The following is a 20,293-nucleotide window of genomic DNA, read 5'->3' as shown; positions in this document are numbered from 1 at the left end:
CGCTAAGATGTGAGATTGGCTGTGCGCTCGAAGGGGTGGCCGTACGGCTCCTTGCGATCCGGCACCCCGAAGGAGCCCGCGATGGCATTGACCTGGAAGCAGCATGGAGACGGGACGCACGTTGCGCCCGACGCGATCGTGCTCCCCGAGGAGCGGCTCAGCTGGCTCCGCACGATCGGCTTCGGCGCCCAGCACGTGGTGGCGATGTTCGGTGCGACGTTCCTCGTGCCGCTGCTCACCGGCTTCAGCCCGACGGCGACGCTGTTCTTCTCGGGTCTCGGCACGCTGCTCTTCCTGCTGATCACGGGCAACCGCCTGCCCAGCTATCTCGGCTCCTCATTCGCTTTCATTGCTCCGATCATGGCGGCGACGGCGGGTGGCGACCCCGAGAACCCCGATCTCGGCCGCGCCTCGTTTGGCATCTTGGCCATCGGCGTGCTCATGGCGATCGTCGGCATCATCGTCAATCGCTTCGGCACCGGGTGGATCAATGCCCTCATGCCGCCGGTCGTGATGGGCGCCATCGTCGCGCTGATCGGCTTCAACCTCGCGCCCGCGGTCAAGAACAACTGGAATGCGACTGAGCTCTCGGGCTGGGTCGCGCTCATCACCATTACCGCGGTGCTCCTCATCACGGTGTTGTTCCGCGGGTTGGTCGGTCGCCTGTCGATCGTGCTCGGCGTGGTCGTTGGCTATATCGCCGCGGCACTCATGGGCGAGGTCGATTTCTCGAAGGTGGGCGACGCTGCCTGGATCGGTTTGCCGTCGTTCCACGCCGTCGGCAACCCGTTCGCGGACCCGACGCTCTGGGGGCTGCTGCCGGCGTTCCTGCCAGTCGTGCTCGTGCTCATCGCCGAGAACGTCGGCCACGTGAAGAGCGTCGGCCTCATGGTCAACCGTGATCTCGATCCCGTGACGGGTCGCGCGCTGCTCGCAGACGGCGTATCGACGATGCTGGCCGGCTTCGGCGGCGGATCGGGCACCACCACGTACGGCGAGAACATCGGCGTCATGGCGGCGACGCGCGTCTACTCGACAGCGGCGTACTGGGTGGCCGGCATCTTCGCCGTGCTGCTCAGCTTCTCCCCGAAGGTCGGCGAGATCATCTTCTCGGTGCCGGCGGGCGTGCTCGCGGGCGTCACGGTCGCTCTCTACGGACTCATCGGCCTCATCGGCGTGAAGATCTGGATCGATAACAAGGTCGACTTCTCCAAGCCGATCAACCAGTTCTCTGCGGCGGTGCCGCTGATCGTGGGCATCGCGGACTTCGGTCTGCAGATCGGGTCGGTCGTCTTCAACGGCATCGCGCTCGGCACGATCGCCGCAGTGCTCGTGTACCACGTGATGCGCGGGCTCGCGAAGCTGCGCGGCGGCGAGGTGCAGGTCGTCGATCCGGTGGTGACCGGCAGCACTCGCGACTGACCGTCGCAGCCTCGGTTGTTGCGGGGCTGAGCATTCGCACCGAAGGCACGCGGCGCGCCGCGAAACTCCGGGGAATCAGCGCCGATTCCCCGGAGTTCAGCCTAGGGTGGCGGTGTGTGGAGTGTAGATCGGCTACGGCGACCTGAAAAGGGACGCGGCGCGGGAAGCGCCGAGTCCACGGCAGCGCGCGTGAACGGCGCCGATGACGCGTCGGCCGACGCATCACGCACGAGTACGTCTCCCGACGCCGGCACTGCCGCGATGCAGCCGCGCAGCGAAGGTGCGCTGGCTACGGCCCCGCAGTCACAGCCCCAGCCCTCAGACGCTCTCGCATCGCAGCCCGTCGGACCCGTGTCGCTCGTCGATTCGTATGCCGACGAGCACGCCGAATGGCGACGCGAACTCGCGGGCATCGGTGGGCGCAACCCGCTGCTGCACTTCGAGGACGAGACGGCAAACCGTATCGAACTGTCGACGACGCACCCCGGTGGGTTGCCGCAGTTCATCACGGGCAACAAGATCCTGCTCTCCGCGTTGATCCGCGACGACCTGGCGCTGCGTCACGCCCGCGCTGCCGCTGGGCGTGTGACCGACAAGGCGATCGAGATGCGTACCGTGCGCGGTCTCGAGACCACGAACCTCGGCGTCGGCATTGCGAAGTGGAGCTTCGAGGGCGAGGACTTCTGCGCCCCGATTCTGCTGCGTCCCCTCGCCATTCGTCGATACGGTCGTGACTTCGAACTCAAGCTCAAGCAGTTCCCCGTTGTGAACTCCGAGCTGATCCGCGTCATGCGCGAGCAGTTCGGCATCAATGTCGACGCCCGCGCCCTGATCGAGCTGTCGCAGTCGGAAGGCGTCTTTAAGCCGCAGCCCGTCATCGATCGGCTGCGTCAGATGGCATCGGGTGTGCCGGGGTTCGTCGTGCAACCGCGACTCGTCGTCTCGTCGTTCCATAACGTCGGTCAGTCGATGGCGGCCGACGCCAAAGACCTCACCTCGCCCGTGCTCGCTGCCGTCTGCGGCAATGAGCCGGCGAAGCGTCAGATCGAAGCGGCGTATCGACCCGTGTCGGCGACGCCGCCAGACGATCGCTCACCTGACACCGACCGTGCGCTCTACGACGCAGACGCTGAGCAAGACGATGTGCTTGCGCAGATCGACGCCGGGCACTCCCTCGTCGTGCACACGCTCCCCGGTACCGGCGGCACCCAGACCGTCGTGAACGCGCTCGGCAACCTGGTGCGTGCCGGCAAGCGCGTGCTGGTCGTCTCGCCGCGCCGCGCCACGCTCGACGGCATCACCCATCGGCTTGCCCGTGTCGGTCTCGCCGGCCTCTCGGTGAGCCCGCGGCGCCTGCGTCGCAACCTCGTTGAATCGATCAGCCGCAACGAGAACGCGCGCGGTGAACAGTTGCGCGATGTCGATGAAGCGCTGATACGTCTGCGCGGCGTACTCCTCGACTATCAGAGCGCGCTCGCCGAACCCGACCAGCGTTTCGGCGTCTCGCCGCTCGAAGCGCTTCGCACGCTCACCGCGCTCTCGCTTGCCGAGCACCCGCCGACCACGACGGTCCGCCTCGACGACCAGGCACTCGGCCAGTTGACGCTCGATCGCTCGTCCGTGGCCGAATCGCTGACCGAGGTCGCGCGCCTCGGGCAGTTCCAGTACGGTCCCGAAGATTCACCGTGGTACGGCGTCAGTTTTGCGACGACCGAGGAAGCGCGCACCGCGTACGGCACCGCGGTCGACCTCGCCGAGTCGCAGTTGCCCCGCCTGATCTCGATGTCGAACGAGCTTGTGGGTCAGACGTCGATGCGCCCCTACGAGACGATCGCCGAGCTCGGCATCTACCTGCGGCTGCTCATGGGCATCCAGGAGACGCTCGACCGGTTCACCCCCGCCGTGTACGACCGTTCGCTGACCGAGGTCATCGCCGCGCACGCCCCCCGGGGCGACGAGATGTCGACGGCGAACAAGCGACGCCTGCGCAAGCTCGCTCGCGAGTACGTGCGCCCGGGTGTGCACATCTCAGACATGTACTCGCGGCTGGTGCAGATTCAGCAGCAGCGTGTGCTGTGGCAGCGGTACACCACGGTGGTCGGCGCACGCCCCGAGGTGCCGCTCGGCATCGCCGATGTCGTCGTGGCATACCAGTCGGCCTACCAAGATCTTGACGGGCTCGACCGAGTGCTCGGTACGACGACAGACGCGAGTCGCCTCAAGAACCAGTCGCTTGCGCAGCTCGCAAGCCGTGTTTCGGATCTCGCCCGCGAATCCGAGGTGCTGCAGAACATCCAAGAGCGTACGACGATCGTCGAGCAGATGCGCGCCGCGCACCTCGAACCACTGCTCGATGATTTGTCTGCCCGTCACGTGCCGGCAGAGGACGTCGCCGCTGAGCTCGAGCTCGCGTGGTGGCAGTCGGTGCTCGAGCGCATGCTGCAGTCGAACCAGGCGCTGCTGAGCGCCAATACGAGCGTGATCGATCGACTCGAAGCCGACTTCCGGCTCGTCGACGACGCGCATTCGGGTGCGAACGGCACCCTGCTGGCCGCTTCGCTCGCCGATGCCTGGCGCGTCGCGGTGCTCGACCATAAGCAAGAGGCGCTCGCGATGCGTGAGGCATTGCGCAGCGGCTACGTGTCGCCGATCTCGCTCGCGCAGCGTGCACCGCATCTGCTCGGCGTGCTTGCGCCGGTGTGGACGATGTCGCCGTACGAGGTCGCGATGCTGCCCGATTCGATGCGCTTCGATGTCGCCCTGGTGGTCGACGCGGGGGCGACGACGCTTGCCGAGAACCTCGGGGCGATTCGTCGCGCCGACCAGGTGGTCGCGTTCGGCGATACGATGACGCAGACGCCGTCGCACTTCGAGATCTCGGTCGGTGCCGATGCCGGGGCGGATCGCGGGGTCGACGATGCCGATGCACTGCATCAGCGGTCGGCCTTCGCCCAGCTGGGTGCGGTGCTGCCGACGCTGACGCTGACCCGCAGCTACCGCGCCGGCGGTGAAGACCTGACGAATCTCGTCAACACCCGCTTCTACGATGGTGCAATTCACTCGCTGCCGTGGGCCGGGAGCTTCTTGGGGCACTCGAGCCTGACGTACGAGTTCGTGCGCGGCGGCCAGGGGCTGCCGGATCAGCAGACCGGTGCGGTCGAAAGCACCGATGCTGAGGTCGAGCGCGTCGTACAGCTCGTGCTCGAGCACGCGAGCGATCGGTCTTCGGAGTCGTTGATGGTGATCACCGCGAGCGAGCGCCATGCGGTTCGGGTGTATCAATCCGTGCTGCAGGCCTTCTCGAAGTTCCCGCAGTACCGCGACTTCCTGCTGGGTGAACGGGCGGAGCCTTTCGCGGTGCTCACGCTCGAACAGGCGACGGCGCAGAGCCGCGATCGCGTGATCTTCTCGATCGGGTTCGGGCGTACACCGCACGGGCGCGTGCTATCGAACTTCGGGGGGCTCGGGCGACCGGGCGGCGAACGACTGCTCGCCGTCGCGATGACGCGTGCACGCCGTGCCATGACGATCGTCAGCTGCTTCAAGCCTGAAGACCTCGATCGCAACCGACTGAAGCACGGGGTCGTCGAACTCGCAGAGCTGCTCGCGTTCGAACACCCCGAGCCCGAGGCGCCGGCGCTCCCCGCAGAGCGCGATCCGATGCTCGGTGAACTCGCGGATCGCCTGACGGCGCTCGGCTTGACCGTCGCCATGGATTACCGCGGGGCGATCCCGCTCGTCGCCTCACTCGGTGAACGCGCGATCGCGATCGACCTCGACCTCGGCGCTGCGGGTGAGTATCGGGGCGACAGCCTGCGCGACACCCTGCGCTTGCGGCCCGCGGTGCTGCGACGTCTCGGCTGGCACTACCATCGCGTGCAAAGCTTCGATCTGTTCGCCGACCCCGACGAAGTCGCGCTGCGTATCGCGCGCATCGTGGGTTACGACGCGGGGGAGAGCGCGACCGCGTCGGAGCTCGGGTGATCCCGGAACCCGACGCCACACCGCGCCGTGTGTCGCGGCGCGCTTCCCGCCCGGCGCCCGACGGCGTCGACCCCCGCCCGTCAGAGCATCCCCTCGACGCACGTGCCTCGGAGGACCGCCCCGAAGGCTGGGGCGAAGATGGCACGCAGAAGCCGGGTGCGCCGAGTTCGCGTGATGCGGCATTAGCTCGGGATCGCCCGCCGCACTGGGGGTGACGCGCGTCGGCGGCCGCCGACGGTCGGGGCTACGAGCCTGAGCCGGAGGACGTCGAGGTGCTGGAAGACGAAGAGCCCGACGAACCCGAGGCTGATCCGGAACCAGAACCGGAGCCCTGCGAACCAGCTCGCGAATCGGTGCGGTAGAACCCCGACCCGTTGAACGTCACGCCGAGCGATCCGAAGACCTTGCGCAGCGTGCCACCGCACTCCGGGCAGACGGTCAGCGCATCATCGGAGAACGACTGGTAGATGTCGAAGGCGTGGCCGCACTCGGAGCAGCGGTAAGCGTACGTAGGCACAAGTAGATACTCTACTCGCCCTCACTCCGCAGTGAAGCGTCGCAGTGACGTCGCCGTCACCACCCCGTCGACGGGAATGTCGTGGGTTTCGCGGGGAAGCCAGGGATACAGGTCGTCGTCATCGACGATCGCGAAGAGCGGCGGTCGCGGCGCGATCGCCTCGAGCGCGCGGTCGTAGTAGCCCAGCCCCCATCCGAGTCGCGTGCCCCGATCATCGATCGCGCACGCCGGAATGAGCATGAGATCGACGTCGGCGGCCGCGGACGCTTCGAGGCGGGGGCCGTCGGGCTCAGCGATCCCGTGCAACCCGGTCACGCGATCGCCGGTATCGACCGCCCACGCGAGACGATGGCCGGGGAGTGAGACCGGCAGCAGAACGCGGACCTCGGCGGCTCGAGCCCACGCGAGGAAGCCCTCGGTATCGGGCTCGCTGCCCAGCGGCACGTATGCGGTCACCGAGCGCGCGCCCGTCTCCGCGATCAGCGTGGTGAGCTGCCGGGTGAGGCCGTCGCGGCGGCGGCGGCGCTCGAGCGGAGTGAGCGCATTACGCCGCGCACGCACCTCCGATCGGACCTCGATCTTGGCTACACGGGTGTCGCTCGACATAGCACTCAGCATAGGCGTCGGGCGACCGGTGATATCCGCGGCTTTGAGTGCGCAGGAGGTACGGATAGGCTGGCGGTCATGACTGATACGCGCGCGACGCAGCAGAGCACGGTGAAGAAAGCCGTCGTTCCGGCCGCCGGCCTCGGCACCCGCTTCCTTCCGGCGACGAAGGCGATGCCGAAAGAGATGCTCCCCATCGTCGACAAGCCGGCGATCCAGTACGTGGTCGAAGAAGCCGCCGCCGCGGGCCTCGGCGATGTGCTCGTCATCACGGGGCGCAACAAAGACAACCTGCTGAACCACTTCGACAGTGTTCCTGAACTCGAGTACACGCTCGAGCGCAAGGGCGACGAGGGCAAGCTCGGCAAGGTGCACGAGTCGAGCGAGGTCGCCGAGGTGCACTTCCTGCGCCAGGGGCAGCCGCTCGGGCTCGGTCACGCGGTCGGCCGTGCCCGTAGCCACGTCGGCAACGAATCGTTCGCCGTGCTGCTCGGCGACGACCTCATCGACCCCCGCGATCCGCTGCTCGATCGCATGATTGCTGAGCACGATGCGCGCGGTGCGACGGTCATCGCGCTCATGGAGGTGCCGCCGGAGTCGGTGCACCTGTATGGCTGCGCAGCAGTCGAGCCCACCGATGACCCCGACGTGGTGCGCATCACCGGCCTCATCGAGAAGCCTGCGCCCGAAGAGGCGCCCTCGAACCTCGCCGTGATCGGGCGCTATGTGCTGCGACCCGAAATCTTCGACATCATCGACGAGCTGCCGCCGGGGCGCGGTGGCGAGATTCAGCTCACTGACGGGCTCAATTATCTGGCCGAGGGCAAGGGTGACGGCCCCGTCTACGGCGTGGTCTTCCGCGGACGGCGCTACGACACCGGCGATCGCGCCGATTGGATCAAGGCAAACGTGCTGCTCGGGGTCGACCATGCGGAGCTCGGTCCGGAGATCACCGACTGGGTGATCGAGTTCGCGGATCGCCTCCGCGGGCGGCGCTCGGAGGGCTGACCGCACGTGCCGCTCGGGCGGGTGATCGAAGATCCGGGCTTCCTGTTCGCAGGGAAAGTCGGCGTACGCATCATCCGGTGGGGTGACGCGGAACCGCTGCGTCGCCTGCTCACGGAGAATCGCGAGTGGCTGCAGCGGTGGGAAGCCACGCACCCGTCGGGCCGCAGCGTGGTTCCGGGGTCAGTGTCGATGCGCCCGACCGTGCGCGTGTTGCGCAAGCAGTTGCGCAGCGGTAGCGGCATGCCCTTCGTCGTCACCTATGACGGCAAGGTCGTGGGGCAGCTGAGCGTCTCGGAGATCAGCGGTGGCGCGTTGCAGTCGTCGCAGATCGGGTACTGGGTGTCGCAGCACGTCGCCGGTCGCGGTATCGCGACAACCGCGGTCGCGCTCGTCATCGATCACCTCTTCGCCGAGCTGCAGCTGCATCGCGTCGAGATTTGCATTCGGCCGGAGAACGGGCCATCGCTGCGGGTGGTTGAGAAGCTCGGCCTGCGGCACGAGGGCCGTCGCCCCGCGTACATTCACATCGACGGCGCATGGCGCGATCATGAGAGTTTTATCGCGCTGCGCGAGGAGGCGGGAACGGGCTACGTGGCACGGCTGGGCACGGTCTAGCACGAGCGGGGAATGCGCAGGATCGTTGCGCCGCTACTCCCTGATCGGAACCCGATTTCGCCCGCAAGTGCGGCGCGGCGAGCAGATCGCCTGTGGCGAACACCGTACAGTGAACCCCATGACTGGCGGAGTACTCGGTGGGGGCGTGATCTTCGTGGTCGCGGCGCTTCTCTGGGGAGCCGTGCTCGTTCCGTCGTGGATGCGTCGACGCGAGTTCCGGGCCGCCGAGAAGAACGCACTGCGGTTGCAGCGCACGCTGCGCGTGCTGGCTGAGGCGAACGAAGTGCCCCAGGAAGTGCGGCTCGAGGCGACAGCCCGCGAGGCGCTTGCGCACGAGAAGATGCTGCGCAGTGCGCAGCGACGGCAAGACGCGGAGCGTGACGCGGCGCTCGCGGAAGCGGAGGCGGAACAGGTGCGAGCCGAGATCAGGGCGCAGCAGATGCGTCGCAAACAGGCCGCTGCGCAGCGCTCGGCGCAAGTTCGCCGGCCGATTGCGCGTCGAGTACGCGCGACCGCCGCGCTCGGCGCAGTGCTGGGAGTCGTCGGGGTGCTCGTCGGCACCGGCTTCGCGGTTGCCGGGAGCGGTGCCGGAATGCTGGTCGGTGCGCTCGCGCTCTTCGCCGCATCGAGCGGTGCGCTTGTGCTGCTCGCACCGGGTCGCAGTCGCGTGCACACGATTCCTGCTGAGCAAATGACCACGGCGATCGCGACCGCGGTTGTCGAGTCGGCTCCGCAGCCTGAACCCGAGGTCGATCCGACCGTCGCCGCGGCAGCGCACGCCGAAGCGCAGCGCGCCGCTGCCGAGCGCATCGAGCGTGCGCGCGCACTGGCTCGCGCTCGCGCCGAGCGCCCGGCTCAGAAGGTGAACCAGACGGACTCGATGCTGCTGCGCGAGGTGCGCCAGCAGCTGGCGCAGTCGGCTGCGGAGGCGTCGCCGGCACGCGCTGCGGCGTCGGCCGCCGCTGAAGAGCACCAACGTCAGCAGGAGCGCGCCCGTGACGAAGAGCGCCAGCGTGCCGCGGTTCGGGCTCGTGAAGTGCAGGCGCAGCGCGACGCGGCGAGTGACCGCCTGCGCCGCATGGGCGTGGTCGGCGATACCGCCGATGGTCTCCCCGACCTCGACGCCGCACTGCGTCGCCGTCGCAACGCGAGCTGAGGCACCCGAGGTCCTCATCACACGTATGTTAGGTTGAACTTACCTGCACACGTGCTTCTTGAGGTCTCCATGATTCTGCTCTCCGCCCCGTATGCGCCCTCCGCGCCGACTGCTCCGGCGACGGCTCCGGGGCAGGCACTGGCGCCGTCAGCAACTCCGACTCGCGCACATCGCGCGGCAACCCGAGACGCGGCACGTGAAGTCCCGAGGCACTTTCTTCTCGCGACGACCGTGTTGCAGCCCGACCACGGCCTCGCCTGGCCGCCGCACCGCCACGTCGAGCACGAGCTCCTCTGGACCGACAGCGGCGTCGCGCACATGGTGGTCGACGGGCGGCAGTGGACGGTCACGCCCGGTGTCGGCGTCTGGATTCCGGCGGGAGTGGAGCACGAGGGTTCAACTAGTGACCGCACGGCGGTGCGCGCTACCTACTTCGCACTCGACAGCTGGACGAAGACGTGGCCCGCGACGACGGCGGTGCGCATTCATCCGGCCGTGCGGCAGCTGCTGATGCATCTGAAGCACGCGGCCATGAGCGACGTGCAGCGGCTGCGCGCCCAGCAGGTCTGCATGGACATGCTCGAGGCGACGGAGTCGGTGCAGCTCGACGTACCGTTGCCGCCAGACGCGCGGCTCGCCCCGCTGGTTGCGCGCGTCATCGCTGACCCGGCCGACGATCGCTCGCTCGAACAGTGGGCGAGCGACATCAATGTGACAGCGCGCACGGTGAGTCGAATCTTCGCTGCCGAGGTGGCGATGAGTTTCGCAGCCTGGCGCAGGCTCGTGCGCATGCAGGCGGCACTCGGTGCTCTGGCAGGCGGCGTGCCGGTGAAGACGGTTGCCGGGCAGGTCGGCTATCGTACGACGAGCGCGTTCGTCGCGGCCTTCCGCAAAGTCGTGGGGTCGACCCCGGGTGATATCGCGGGCCGGTTGTGAGTCGCCCGACGGGTGTCCGGATCGCGACACCGACTGTCTTCCCGCACCGCCCAGAGCCGCGTAGCGTCGAATTCGTGCGCTGAAGCGCGCCCGGAGTCGTCACGACACCCGGCGCCGACCCCCGCAGCCCCTCACCCATCCCTTCGATCCTTACGGAGCCCGATTCACGTTGAGTGACACTCTCACCCGCCCGAGAGCGACGTCCGTCGGCCTCGCGTCGGGCAACGCGTCGCGGGCGCTCGTGCTCTGCGTGGCATCGGCAGTGCTCGGCGCGGTGGCGATCCTGAGCATCATGGTCGGGTCGCGCGACCTGGGGTTCGACGTGGTGCGCGATGCCGTCTTCGCGCCGAGCGGCGATGAGGCGCAGTTCGTCATTCTTGACCTGCGCATTCCGCGCACGGTCGTCGCGATCGTGGTCGGGGCGGCGCTTGGGGTGTCGGGCGGGCTGATTCAGGCGCTCACCCGTAACCCGCTCGCCGATCCCGGCATTCTCGGGGTGAACTCGGGCGCCGCGTTCGCTGTGGCGGTCGGCATCGGCGGCTTCGGGGTGGCATCGATATCGGGCTACCTGTGGTTCGCGTTCGCCGGGGCGCTTACGGTGTCGATCGCGGTGTACGCCATCGGTGCGGCCGGCCGCGGGGGAGCGGACCCGCTGCGGCTCGTGCTCGCGGGTGTCGCGCTGGGTGCGGTGCTCGGCGGTCTGACCAGCGGCTTGACGCTGCTCGACCCGAAGGCGTTCGACGCGATGCGCAACTGGGGCGCCGGCACCGTGGTGGGGCGCAGCCTCGAGGTGGTGCTCCCGGTGCTGCCATTTCTCGCCGTCGGGCTCGTGCTCGCCGCGGTCGTGGCGCGCTCGCTGAACGCGATCGCCCTCGGTGAGGATCTGGCGGCCGCGCTCGGGGCGAACGTGCTGCGCACGCGTATCATCAGCATCATCGCGATCACGCTGCTCGCCGGCGGTGCCACCGCGATCGCCGGCCCGATCGGGTTCGTCGGGCTCATGGTGCCGCACGTGGCGCGCTGGTTCGTGGGCCCCGATCAGCGATGGATTCTCGCGTACACCGTGGTGCTCGCGCCGATCCTGTTGCTCGTCTCCGACATCTTCGGGCGCCTCGTCATGCGCCCGGCCGAGATTCCGGTCGGCATCGTCACGGCGTTCGTCGGCGCTCCGTTCTTGATTGTGCTGATTCGACGCCGAAAGGCGAGTGGGCTGTGAGCGACGTTCAGGATCGCGTGGACTTCGGGCGCACCGTACACCGGTGGCATGCCCGCGGCGTCTGGCTGCGTGTCGACGTGCGCTCGGTGATCATCGGCGTCATGCTGCTCGTGGCCTGCCTGGTGCTCGGCGTGCTGGGATTGGTGTTTGGCGAGTACTCCCTCAGCTTGAGTCAGGTCGGCCACGCGCTGTTCTCGGGCGTCGACGACTTCACGCGCACCGTGGTGGTGGAGTGGCGCATGCCGCGTGTGCTCGCCTCGATCGTATCCGGAGCGGCGCTCGGCGCGAGCGGTGCGATCTTCCAGTCGCTGACGCGCAACCCGCTGGCGAGCCCCGACATCGTCGGCTTCTCGGCGGGAGCGTACACGGGCGCGCTCATCGTCATCATCGTGCTCGGCGGCACCTACCTCGAGGTCGCGGCCGGAGCTTTCACCGGTGGGCTCGCGACGGCGCTGCTCGTGTACGTGCTCGCGTTCAGCCGCGGCGTGCAGGGCTTCCGGCTCATCATCGTGGGCATCGCGGTGTCGGCGATGCTCGGGTCGGTGAACACGTGGCTGATGCTCACCGCAGACCTCGACCAGGCGCTCATCGCGGCCGTGTGGGGTGCCGGGTCGCTCAACGGCATCACGTGGGCGCAGGCCGGCGTCGGCAGTGCGCTGGTGATCGTACTGCTCGCTCTGGCGCTCGTGCTCTCTCGCCCGCTGCGGCAGCTCGAACTCGGCGACGACGCCGCCCAGGCTCTGGGGGTGCACGTCGAGGCGGCGCGCCTCGCGCTGATGCTCGTGTCAGTGGCGCTCATCGCCGTGGTCACCGCGGCGGCCGGGCCCATCGCGTTCGTGGCGCTCGCCGCCCCGCAGATCGCGCGTCGGGTGACCCGCGTCGCCGGCGTCTCGATCGGGGCGTCCGCGCTCATGGGTGCCGCGTTGCTTGCCGCCTCCGACTTTGTCGCGCTCCACGCGCTCCCCGCCATGCTGCCGGTCGGCATCGTCACGGTCGTGATCGGCGGCGCCTATCTCATCTGGCTCCTCATCCACGAAGCACGGAGGCGACTGTGACGTCCACAGACTCTGCACCTGCCCGCCTGCGCGTCGAGTCGGCGCGCATCGGCTACGACCGGCGGGTCATCTCAGATGACCTGACGGTCGCGATCCCGAACCACTCGTTCACGGTGATCGTCGGGCCGAACGCCTGCGGCAAGTCGACGCTGCTGCGCGCGCTCTCGCGGCTGCTGAAGCCGCAGCAGGGCGAGGTGCTGCTCGACGGCAAAGCGATCTCGACCTACAAGGCGAAGGAGGTTGCGAAGCGCCTCGGGCTGCTGCCGCAGACCTCGCTCGCGCCCGACGGCATCACGGTCGCCGACCTCGTCGCGCGCGGGCGCTACCCGCACCAGGGGCTCATTCGTCAGTGGACCGACGACGATGAGCGCGCCGTGGTCGAAGCGATGGCTGCGACCGGGGTCACCGAGCTCTCGCCCCGGTTGGTCGACGAGTTGTCGGGCGGGCAGCGTCAGCGCGTCTGGGTCTCCATGGTGCTGGCGCAGCAGACCCCGCTCCTGCTGCTCGACGAACCGACCACCTTTCTCGATATCTCGCACCAGATCGAGCTGCTCGAGCTCTTCACCGACCTGCACCTCGCGGGCAACACGCTCGTCGCGGTGCTGCACGACCTCAACCACGCCGCCCGCTACGCGACGCACCTCATCGCGATGAAAGACGGCGCGATCGTGGCCGAGGGCGCCCCCGCCGAGATCGTGAATGCGGATCTTGTGCACGAGGTGTTCGGGCTCGAGTGCCGCGTCGTGCCCGACCCGGTGACGGGCACTCCGATGGTCGTGCCGCTCGGCCGCGATCGCAGCGGCACCCCGCCCGTGCGTCCGGAACGCGACGCGACTCGTCCGCCCAGCGTCGCCGCGGCTCCCTAGCGTGGATCGTGGCGCTCCGCGCCGGTACCCCGTCTCCGAACGACCAAGGACTGACATGACTCTCGCTTCACCCTCCGCGACCCGTACCACCGCGCGCCCTGCCGTGCGCCGTGCGATCACCGCCTCGCTCGCCGGATTGCTCTCGGTCGGGCTGCTCGCAGGCTGTTCCGCGGAACCGTCTGCGGAAGCCGTGGGGTCGGGCGGATCCGCCGAGACCATCGATTTCTCATACGAGGGCTACGAGGCCACGATTCCCGTAGAGCCCGAGCGTGTGGTCGTGCTCGACAGCCGCAGCGGGCTCGAGATGTCGCTGCTCGCCGACTACCCGATCGTGGCGACCGCATTCGACGACGACAGCCCGCTGTCGCCGCTCGTCAGCGACGATGCCGCGCACCTCAAGAACACGGCGTTCGACCTGAACCGCGAAGAGATCGCATCATACGACCCCGACCTCATCGTGGTGGGCTCGGGCTGGGCGAACTATTACGAGGGCGAAGACTTCAAGCTCGACGAGATCGCCCCCGTGCTCGCGGTGAACGATGGCCTCGATGTCGCGGGCGCGTCGGCCGATGACCCGTTCGTGTCGATGACGGATCAGCTCACCTTGCTCGGCCGCACCGACGAGGCTGACGAGGCGATCGAGGGCTACGAAGATGCGGTGGCGGATGCGAAACAGCGGATCGGCGATCGCGTCGCGGGCAAGAGCGCCACGGTCATCCATACGCCGACCGACAACTTCACCGTGATCTCAGACGAGTCGGTCTATCAGGTCGTGCTGCCGGCACTGGGCTTCACGATTCTCGACAATGAGCAGATCAGCTCGGCACCGCCGAACCAGAACGGCATCGGCCACATGCTGAGCTTCGAGAATGCGGTGAGCGCACTCGGCGACGCTGACGTGGTATTCGTGTACAAGGCTGAGGAAGACATGGAACTCGATCCGCTGCTCGCCCGCGTGCCCGCCGTCGAAGCCGGCCACTGGATCGACGGAAACCTCGCGCAGCGCTTCGGCTTCGCGCTCACCTACACGAGCTTCGTGAACGATATCGCCGATCACGTCGAGGCATTCGACAACTTCTGATCCGTTTCGTGCGGATGCTCCTGAGGCCGCACACCGACCGGCCCGCCCCGAGAGGACCCCATGACCGACACCGCATCACCATTCCCCGCATCGTACGTGCCCCGCATTCACCGCGCCGAGGTGGTCGATGTGCGACGTCTCGGGCCGGGAATGGTGCGCGTGGTGTTCGGCGGCGACGATTTGGTCGACTACCCGACCACGGGCATCGGTGACGAGTACGTGCGCATGTTCTTCCCTGACACCCCCGACGACGAGGTGCGGCTGCCGTTCATCACGTCGCTGCGCGGCTGGGAGTACACCGAAGGCGTCGAGCCGTCGGAGATGCGCGTCTACACGATCCGGGCGCATCGCGCGGGGCAGGTCGACGTCGACTTCGTGGTGCACGAGGGCGGGATCGCCGCGGCGTGGGCGCTCCAGGCCCGGCCTGGGCAAGCGGTCGGTATCAACCCGCCGTGCGGGCTGTATGAGCGACCGGACCTGCTCAAGCGACAGATTCTCGTCGCCGACGAACCGGGACTGCCAGCGGCGCTGCGCATCGCTGAGGAGACTCCTGACGACGTCGAGACCGTGCTGCTGCTCGAGGTGGGAGATGCCGAGCGTCGGCTCCTTGCGGATGCCCCGGGCGTCGAATACCGCTGGCTCGACGGCTCGGGCAACGGGCATGCCGACAGTCGCGTGCTCGATGCGCTGCGCGAGCTCAACCCTGATGCGTCGACGTACGTCTGGGTGTCGACCGAGGGGCGGCTCAACCGTGCGGTGCGCAAGTATCTGCGCCACGAGCAGCAACTCCCCGCTGCGAACTACAAGTGCGTGGCCTACTGGCAGGAGCGCGCCGAGGCATGGCGTGCACGTCTCGACGCGCTCGGGCCAGCATTCACCGAGCGAGTACAGGCCCTGCGATCCGACGCAGACCGCGACTCGGAAGAGGTCGTCGACGCGGTCGAGGCGCTCTACGAGTCAGCGGGGCTGTAGGCGCGGTGCTGTTCAGAATGCGATGGTGCGGTACTCGCCCATGGCGTACGAGCTGACATCGACCGATTTCGAGCCCTCAGCAGCGCCGGCCCAGTCATCGTTCCAGCTCGTTGCGGAGATCGTGGCCGACCATGCACCGGCGATGTCGGCGGTGGCCGTGAAGCTCTTCAGGTCGTAGGTGATGCTGACCTGAGTGCCCGGTGTCGCGGTCCCCGAGACGACGGCGCGCTTTGCGGCGCGATCCACCGATGTAACCTGAGCGGCGAACTGCACCGTGCTCTGCGCACGGTCGATCGTGACGCCCGTGTATGAGCGCCCATCGTTCGTCGGAGCGCCGACGGTGCGGGCGCGGAACGTGTTATCGCCGTAGGTGCCCGTCACCTTCGCGCTCCACGCGCCCTGCGTGTTCGACTGTACCGTTGCGACGCGCACATAACGGCCCGCAGCAGCTCGCTCGATGTACACGGTCGTGCGCGCTGCCGCGGTGCCCGAGAGCTGCACCTGCTGGGTATCGGGCTGTACGGCGTCGACCTGGATGGTCGGGGCGCCAGTGGTCGAAGCGACCGTCGAGATACCGGCGGTCGTGTTGCTCGGCGCGGGTGCGACGGCATTCGCGGGGAGAGCGATGCCGCCGGCGAGGGCGGCTGCGAGGACGCCGGTGGCGCCGATACGGGTGATCTTGTTCGCGTGAGATCCTTCGGTCGTGCCGCATGTGGTGCGGCGATGGTGACGTGAGGAGGAAGCGGGCGGGGTGCCGCATCCTCACTCTCAAAGGTATGTTTCAGTGGCGGAGTGGCGGAGTGGCGGAGTGGCGGATCGACCGATCGGTTGATGTTCTGAAATTTTAGATGCGATTGTCGGGCGTGATTGTCGAAGCGTCAGCGATTGCGTTGCGAACTCATTTGCGAACTCACTCCACTTTGAATCTAAAACTTAAACCTTAATAAAACGCATAGGTTCAACTATGCTCAAAGCACTCTCTGATGGTGCGGGCACAGCCGCAGTGTTTCAACTGCCGGAGGTGCGCCCTGGTCCCACCACGTGCGGCGAGCCACCCGAGCACTTCTGGGTGGCTCGTTTCGTGTGATCCGACACCTGCGTTGCGAGTGGAAGCATTGTCGCTTGCGCCCCACTCATCACCGCGTACCCAGAGTGGGGGTCAGACCTGCGACGCCTGTTGCTCCTGGTGCCAGGTGGGCGGTGCCCAATCGTTGCCCGCGCGAGGCAGCAGGTGCATCTCTTCGCACGCGAGTTCCGCGGCGACCGCATCTCCGGCGATGATGGCATCGTGCATGCGAAGCCAGCCAGAGGCCAGCATGTCCCAGTTGGGTGTGCGCTGATCGACGGTAATGCTGTAATGAAAACTCAGTGACGTGACGGCCCAGTCGGCGATGCGCTGCATTGTCGGGTTCGGGCAGTGGGTGATGAGCAATCGATAATACTCGAGCGTAACTTCCATATGGGTGCGCGCTTCGGCGTTCGCGATCGCCCGGTTAGCCCGTTCGACCAGATCGAAAATCTGCGAACGGAGGCGATCGGAGAGACGAGGCACGACGGTGCGGAGTACGCCGCCGAAAATGACGCCCACGGTCTGAATAGAGTGCATGACCTGCTCGGGGCCCGGGTTCACCACCCGAGTATGCGTCTGCGCGGCGATTTCCACGAAGCCCTCGACCTGCAGGGCGATGATGGCCTCGCGGATCGGTGTGCGAGAGATGCCGAGCCACTCCTGCAAACTGGCGTCGTCGAGTTGTTCACCGGGGGCGAGCGTGCCGTCGAGAATGGCGTCGCGGATGAGGTCGTGCGCCTCATCGCGGAGCAGACGTCGAGCGATCTTGGGCTGGGCGGTATTGGGAACTGGCACGGTACTCACTCTAAGGGCGTCGGCGCTGGGATGCCTTGAACGCCTGTCTGCGCCTATTGCAATGGTCGTGATCCAGGGACTGGCTTCGACGCGATGCGATCACGATTCGAGAAGTCTGTAGCGGAAGAGACGATTACTCTGGCACCACGAGTGCACAACCGAAGGGACTTCGATGCCGAACGATACTGAAACGCTCTCTGCCGAAGAGCGAAAAGCGCTCAAGACGCGTGCTGCCGAACTGAAAAAGCGGGAGAACGGCGACGCCGAGGTGCGCAAGATCATCGCGGCGATGACGCCTGATGAGCAGGTGATCGCGCTTCGACTTCACGAGGTGATTCTCGAACAGGTGCCGCACCTGCTGCCCAAACTGCGTTACGGCCAGCCGGCCTACTATCTGAACGGCAAAGTGCTGTGCTTCTTCATGGCAGCCTCGAAGTATCAGACGAGCACGTCGACATTCGGATTCGAAGATGCGACATTGATTCGCGAGGGCGGCATGTGGCCGAGTGCATACGGCATTCTGGAGCTTTCAGACGCGGACGAGACGCTGCTGCTCAGCCTCGTGAAGCGTGCGGCGGGGTAACTGGGGAACCAACAAGCATTCAGGCGCTTTGTTGCTTGCTGCCTGAACGCAGTGGTGAACGTCTTTCCGTGTGTCAGCGCCTGGCCGGCTACCGGGGTTCGCTGAGAATGTCGCGTTCTTCGGCGGCGCTCAACCCCGCACGGCGGGGCCGATCGCGACCCCGCGCCAGTTCGTCAGTGAGTACGCGGATCAACGTGTCCTGGAGCGATCGCAGTCGACCTCCGGTAGACATGAAGGCCGCTCCGTCGCGCTGTGCGAACCCGGCAGCTTGTGTTGGGAGCCACAGCGGAAGCGACCGGGGGCCGGCCCAATGCTGCACGCCGCCGCTGAGAAGCGCATCGTCGTCGACGGTGATCAGACTGCCGTCGAACTCAGCAACCTGACGTGCCGCGCGAAAGAAGTCTTCCATCGTGTGTGCCGGGCCGACGGCATTGACAGTTTCGGTGATCTGGTCGGCGCCGGCCGTTACGATCCATGCTGCGAGATCGGAAACATCGATGAACTGCACAAATCGCCGATTCATTGTCGGAACGAGTACCCGTCCGCCTCGGTGCAATCGGGCGGGCCAATAGCCGAGCCGGTCACTCGGATCGCCGGGTCCGACAATCAGGCCAGGACGGGCGATGAGTAGGCGGTCTTGGAGGCATGCGCGTGAGACGCGTTCAGCGCTGACTTTGGCGTCCGCGTAGCGTGTAAGATCCCGTGGCTCAACCACCTCGGCTGACTCGTCGGCTCCGGGTGTGCTGTTGTTGGCATATACGGACACGGTTGAGACGAGCGTCCAGTGAGACGCGCGGGGCGCCAGCGCGTCGAGTGCGGATTGTACGAGCTGTGGTTCTGAAGAGAGCTCGATCACGTCATCCCATTCGTTCATGACCCGGTCATAGGCGCCTGGAAGACTGCGGTCGGCGCGCACGAGTTGCGTGCCGACAGGAACGTCGCCCGAATCGCCGCGCGCGAGACACGTCACTTTGGCTCCGCCGTCGCGCGCCGCCCGCGCAATCTCGTGCCCCAACCAGCCGGTTCCACCCAGCACCAATACTCGTCTCATGCGTACGAGTTCACGGGGTTCGGCTGCCTGGCGCAACGGACTTCGCTCTCGGCGCAGTGCAAAAGGTGCGTAAAGATCAAAAAAGAGCCCCGCTTCGAGAAGAAACCGAGGCCCTAACTGGTGGATCTGAGGGGAATCGAACCCCTGACCTTCTCATTGCGAACGAGACGCGCTACCAACTGCGCCACAGACCCTAACAGCGGTTTACTCTATCAGTCGTGCTGAGGCGATGTGAAATCGCGGTGTTGCGCTCGGCCATACACTGTCTGGGTGGCTCCTGCGATCTGGTTCTCCCTACTTACTGCATCGGTCGTCATCAGCTTGACGCCAGGAGCAGGGGCGATCAACACGATGTCGAACTCGATGACCTTCGGTTGGCGTCGATCGATCTGGGGCATCGCGGGGCAGCAGCTCGCCTTGCTGGTGCATCTCGTGATTGTCGCCGCCGGGGTCGGGGTGCTGGTCGCCGGCAGCCCTCTGCTGTTCAACGTGATTCGTTACGCGGGGGCGGCGTACCTCGTCTACCTTGGTCTGAGGCTCATCCTGACGAGGCCCAGTGAGATCGTCGACCGCGGCGAAGATGCCATTGACTCCGGTGGGCACTGGTCCATGCTGCGACGTGGATTCTGGGTGAACCTGCTGAACCCCAAAGCGATCGTTTTCTTCCTCGCGTTCGTGCCGCAGTTCATCCGGTCGGACCTGCCGCTCGCACCCCAGTACGCGGTGCTGGCGACGACCGTCGTGTGTGTCGACATTGCCGTCATGTGGGGGTTCTTCGCCGTAGCGGCGCGCCCATTCCGACGATACTCGGCGACGATGCCTGGGCAGCGCGTGCTTAATACCGTCTTCGGTGCGCTCTTCATCGGAGTCGCTGCGCTGCTGGCCTTTATTCACTGAGGATCCCGCGCCTGAGTCGCCAGGGCGACAGCGAGGCCGTGCGATCCGCTAAGCTTGATCGGGTTGGCCCCTATAGCTCAGCGGTAGAGCTACGGACTTTTAATCCGCAGGTCGTAGGTTCGATCCCTACTGGGGGCACCAACACCGCATATGAAACGGCCCCGCTCCCGGATGGGAGAGCGGGGCCGTTTCGCCGTGCGGCGGTTCAGTTGCCGAAGGCATCCTTCGCGGTGTCCTTGGCTTTCTCGCCGGCGCTCTTGAGGTCGCCCTTCGCCTGGTCGAGCTTGCCCTCGGCGACCTTCTCGTCATCGCCGGTCACGCGACCGACGGCTTCCTTCGCGTTGCCCTTCAGCTTGTCAGCTGCGGCAGAAATCTTGTCCGATGCACTCATACTGATCCTCCTCAGGAGTTCGGGAACATTCTCGGTGCGAGAACACGTTCCACCCTGCCATCGATCGGTTCAC

Annotated in this window: 19 protein-coding genes and 2 tRNA genes; 14 read left to right on the top strand and 7 right to left on the bottom strand. The window is 66.8% G+C overall.

The window, feature by feature from the left end; genetic code table 11:
• Positions 1–81: 81 nt before the first annotated feature.
• Entirely contained in the window at positions 82–1,422 is a 1,341-nt protein-coding gene (locus tag ACZF5Y_RS12325; RefSeq protein ID WP_497532921.1) for a uracil-xanthine permease family protein, read from the top strand.
• 261 nt (positions 1,423–1,683) lie between these two features.
• Positions 1,684–5,406: an AAA family ATPase gene (locus ACZF5Y_RS12320; RefSeq protein ID WP_497535337.1), complete on the top strand. Its 3,723-nt coding sequence runs from the start codon at positions 1,684–1,686 to the stop codon at positions 5,404–5,406.
• Between the two features lie 244 nt (positions 5,407–5,650).
• Here the strand turns inward: ACZF5Y_RS12320 and ACZF5Y_RS12315 are convergent, their stop codons facing one another.
• Positions 5,651–5,923 (bottom strand): FmdB family zinc ribbon protein, encoded by a 273-nt coding sequence (locus ACZF5Y_RS12315; protein ID WP_497532920.1) that lies wholly within the window; start codon positions 5,921–5,923, stop codon positions 5,651–5,653.
• 21 nt (positions 5,924–5,944) lie between these two features.
• Positions 5,945–6,529, bottom strand: a complete 585-nt coding sequence (locus tag ACZF5Y_RS12310) for a 5-formyltetrahydrofolate cyclo-ligase (RefSeq protein WP_497532919.1) — start codon at positions 6,527–6,529, stop codon at positions 5,945–5,947.
• 78 nt (positions 6,530–6,607) lie between these two features.
• On the opposite strand from ACZF5Y_RS12310, the gene ACZF5Y_RS12305 reads away from it, so the two are divergent.
• The 9 genes from ACZF5Y_RS12305 (at position 6,608) to ACZF5Y_RS12265 (ending at position 15,434) form a co-directional block, all read left to right on the top strand.
• Positions 6,608–7,537 (top strand): UTP--glucose-1-phosphate uridylyltransferase, encoded by a 930-nt coding sequence (locus ACZF5Y_RS12305; RefSeq protein ID WP_497532918.1) that lies wholly within the window; start codon positions 6,608–6,610, stop codon positions 7,535–7,537.
• Positions 7,538–7,543: 6 nt separating this feature from the next.
• Positions 7,544–8,152 (top strand): GNAT family N-acetyltransferase, encoded by a 609-nt coding sequence (locus ACZF5Y_RS12300; protein ID WP_497532917.1) that lies wholly within the window; start codon positions 7,544–7,546, stop codon positions 8,150–8,152.
• 118 nt (positions 8,153–8,270) lie between these two features.
• Positions 8,271–9,308: a hypothetical protein gene (locus ACZF5Y_RS12295; protein WP_497532916.1), complete on the top strand. Its 1,038-nt coding sequence runs from the start codon at positions 8,271–8,273 to the stop codon at positions 9,306–9,308.
• A 231-nt stretch (positions 9,309–9,539) separates the two neighbouring features.
• The gene (locus ACZF5Y_RS12290; RefSeq protein ID WP_497532915.1) at positions 9,540–10,244 is read left to right on the top strand and encodes a helix-turn-helix domain-containing protein; all 705 of its coding nucleotides are present in this window, start codon (positions 9,540–9,542) and stop codon (positions 10,242–10,244) included.
• Positions 10,245–10,413: 169 nt separating this feature from the next.
• Positions 10,414–11,460: a FecCD family ABC transporter permease gene (locus ACZF5Y_RS12285; RefSeq protein WP_497532914.1), complete on the top strand. Its 1,047-nt coding sequence runs from the start codon at positions 10,414–10,416 to the stop codon at positions 11,458–11,460.
• A complete protein-coding gene (locus tag ACZF5Y_RS12280; protein ID WP_497532913.1) occupies positions 11,457–12,515 on the top strand; it encodes a FecCD family ABC transporter permease in 1,059 nt (352 codons plus the stop codon). The genes ACZF5Y_RS12285 and ACZF5Y_RS12280 overlap by 4 nt, the downstream gene beginning before the upstream one ends.
• Positions 12,512–13,381, top strand: a complete 870-nt coding sequence (locus tag ACZF5Y_RS12275) for an ABC transporter ATP-binding protein (RefSeq protein WP_497532912.1) — start codon at positions 12,512–12,514, stop codon at positions 13,379–13,381. Before ACZF5Y_RS12280 ends, ACZF5Y_RS12275 begins: the two co-directional genes overlap by 4 nt.
• 55 nt (positions 13,382–13,436) lie before the next feature.
• Positions 13,437–14,462: an ABC transporter substrate-binding protein gene (locus ACZF5Y_RS12270; RefSeq protein WP_497532911.1), complete on the top strand. Its 1,026-nt coding sequence runs from the start codon at positions 13,437–13,439 to the stop codon at positions 14,460–14,462.
• Positions 14,463–14,522: 60 nt separating this feature from the next.
• Entirely contained in the window at positions 14,523–15,434 is a 912-nt protein-coding gene (locus ACZF5Y_RS12265; RefSeq protein ID WP_497532910.1) for a siderophore-interacting protein, read from the top strand.
• Positions 15,435–15,446: 12 nt separating this feature from the next.
• Here the strand turns inward: ACZF5Y_RS12265 and ACZF5Y_RS12260 are convergent, their stop codons facing one another.
• Together ACZF5Y_RS12260 and ACZF5Y_RS12255 are read right to left on the bottom strand one after the other, a co-directional pair.
• Positions 15,447–15,935 (bottom strand): hypothetical protein, encoded by a 489-nt coding sequence (locus tag ACZF5Y_RS12260; RefSeq protein WP_497532909.1) that lies wholly within the window; start codon positions 15,933–15,935, stop codon positions 15,447–15,449.
• A 658-nt stretch (positions 15,936–16,593) separates the two neighbouring features.
• Positions 16,594–17,298, bottom strand: coding sequence for a GntR family transcriptional regulator (locus ACZF5Y_RS12255; RefSeq protein WP_497532908.1), 705 nt, complete (start codon positions 17,296–17,298; stop codon positions 16,594–16,596).
• Between the two features lie 172 nt (positions 17,299–17,470).
• On the opposite strand from ACZF5Y_RS12255, the gene ACZF5Y_RS12250 reads away from it, so the two are divergent.
• Positions 17,471–17,881 carry a hypothetical protein gene (locus ACZF5Y_RS12250; protein ID WP_497532907.1) on the top strand — a complete coding sequence of 137 codons (411 nt, stop codon included), beginning with the start codon at positions 17,471–17,473 and terminating at the stop codon, positions 17,879–17,881.
• A gap of 88 nt (positions 17,882–17,969) precedes the next feature.
• Here the strand turns inward: ACZF5Y_RS12250 and ACZF5Y_RS12245 are convergent, their stop codons facing one another.
• Both ACZF5Y_RS12245 and ACZF5Y_RS12240 read right to left on the bottom strand, forming a co-directional pair.
• On the bottom strand, positions 17,970–18,932 hold the full coding sequence (locus ACZF5Y_RS12245; protein WP_497532906.1) for an NAD-dependent epimerase/dehydratase family protein: 963 nt from the start codon (positions 18,930–18,932) through the stop codon (positions 17,970–17,972).
• A gap of 118 nt (positions 18,933–19,050) precedes the next feature.
• Positions 19,051–19,126: transfer RNA gene (locus ACZF5Y_RS12240), tRNA-Ala, on the bottom strand.
• 76 nt (positions 19,127–19,202) lie between these two features.
• On the opposite strand from ACZF5Y_RS12240, the gene ACZF5Y_RS12235 reads away from it, so the two are divergent.
• Entirely contained in the window at positions 19,203–19,829 is a 627-nt protein-coding gene (locus ACZF5Y_RS12235; protein ID WP_497532905.1) for a LysE family transporter, read from the top strand.
• A 66-nt stretch (positions 19,830–19,895) separates the two neighbouring features.
• Positions 19,896–19,970: transfer RNA gene (locus ACZF5Y_RS12230), tRNA-Lys, on the top strand.
• Between the two features lie 64 nt (positions 19,971–20,034).
• Here the strand turns inward: ACZF5Y_RS12230 and ACZF5Y_RS12225 are convergent.
• A complete protein-coding gene (locus tag ACZF5Y_RS12225; RefSeq protein ID WP_053352255.1) occupies positions 20,035–20,220 on the bottom strand; it encodes a CsbD family protein in 186 nt (61 codons plus the stop codon).
• Positions 20,221–20,293: the final 73 nt, after the last annotated feature.

It is taken from the genome of Leucobacter sp. WKLB1, assembly GCF_059696215.1.
This window is presented reverse-complemented; position numbering and strand designations above follow the sequence as displayed.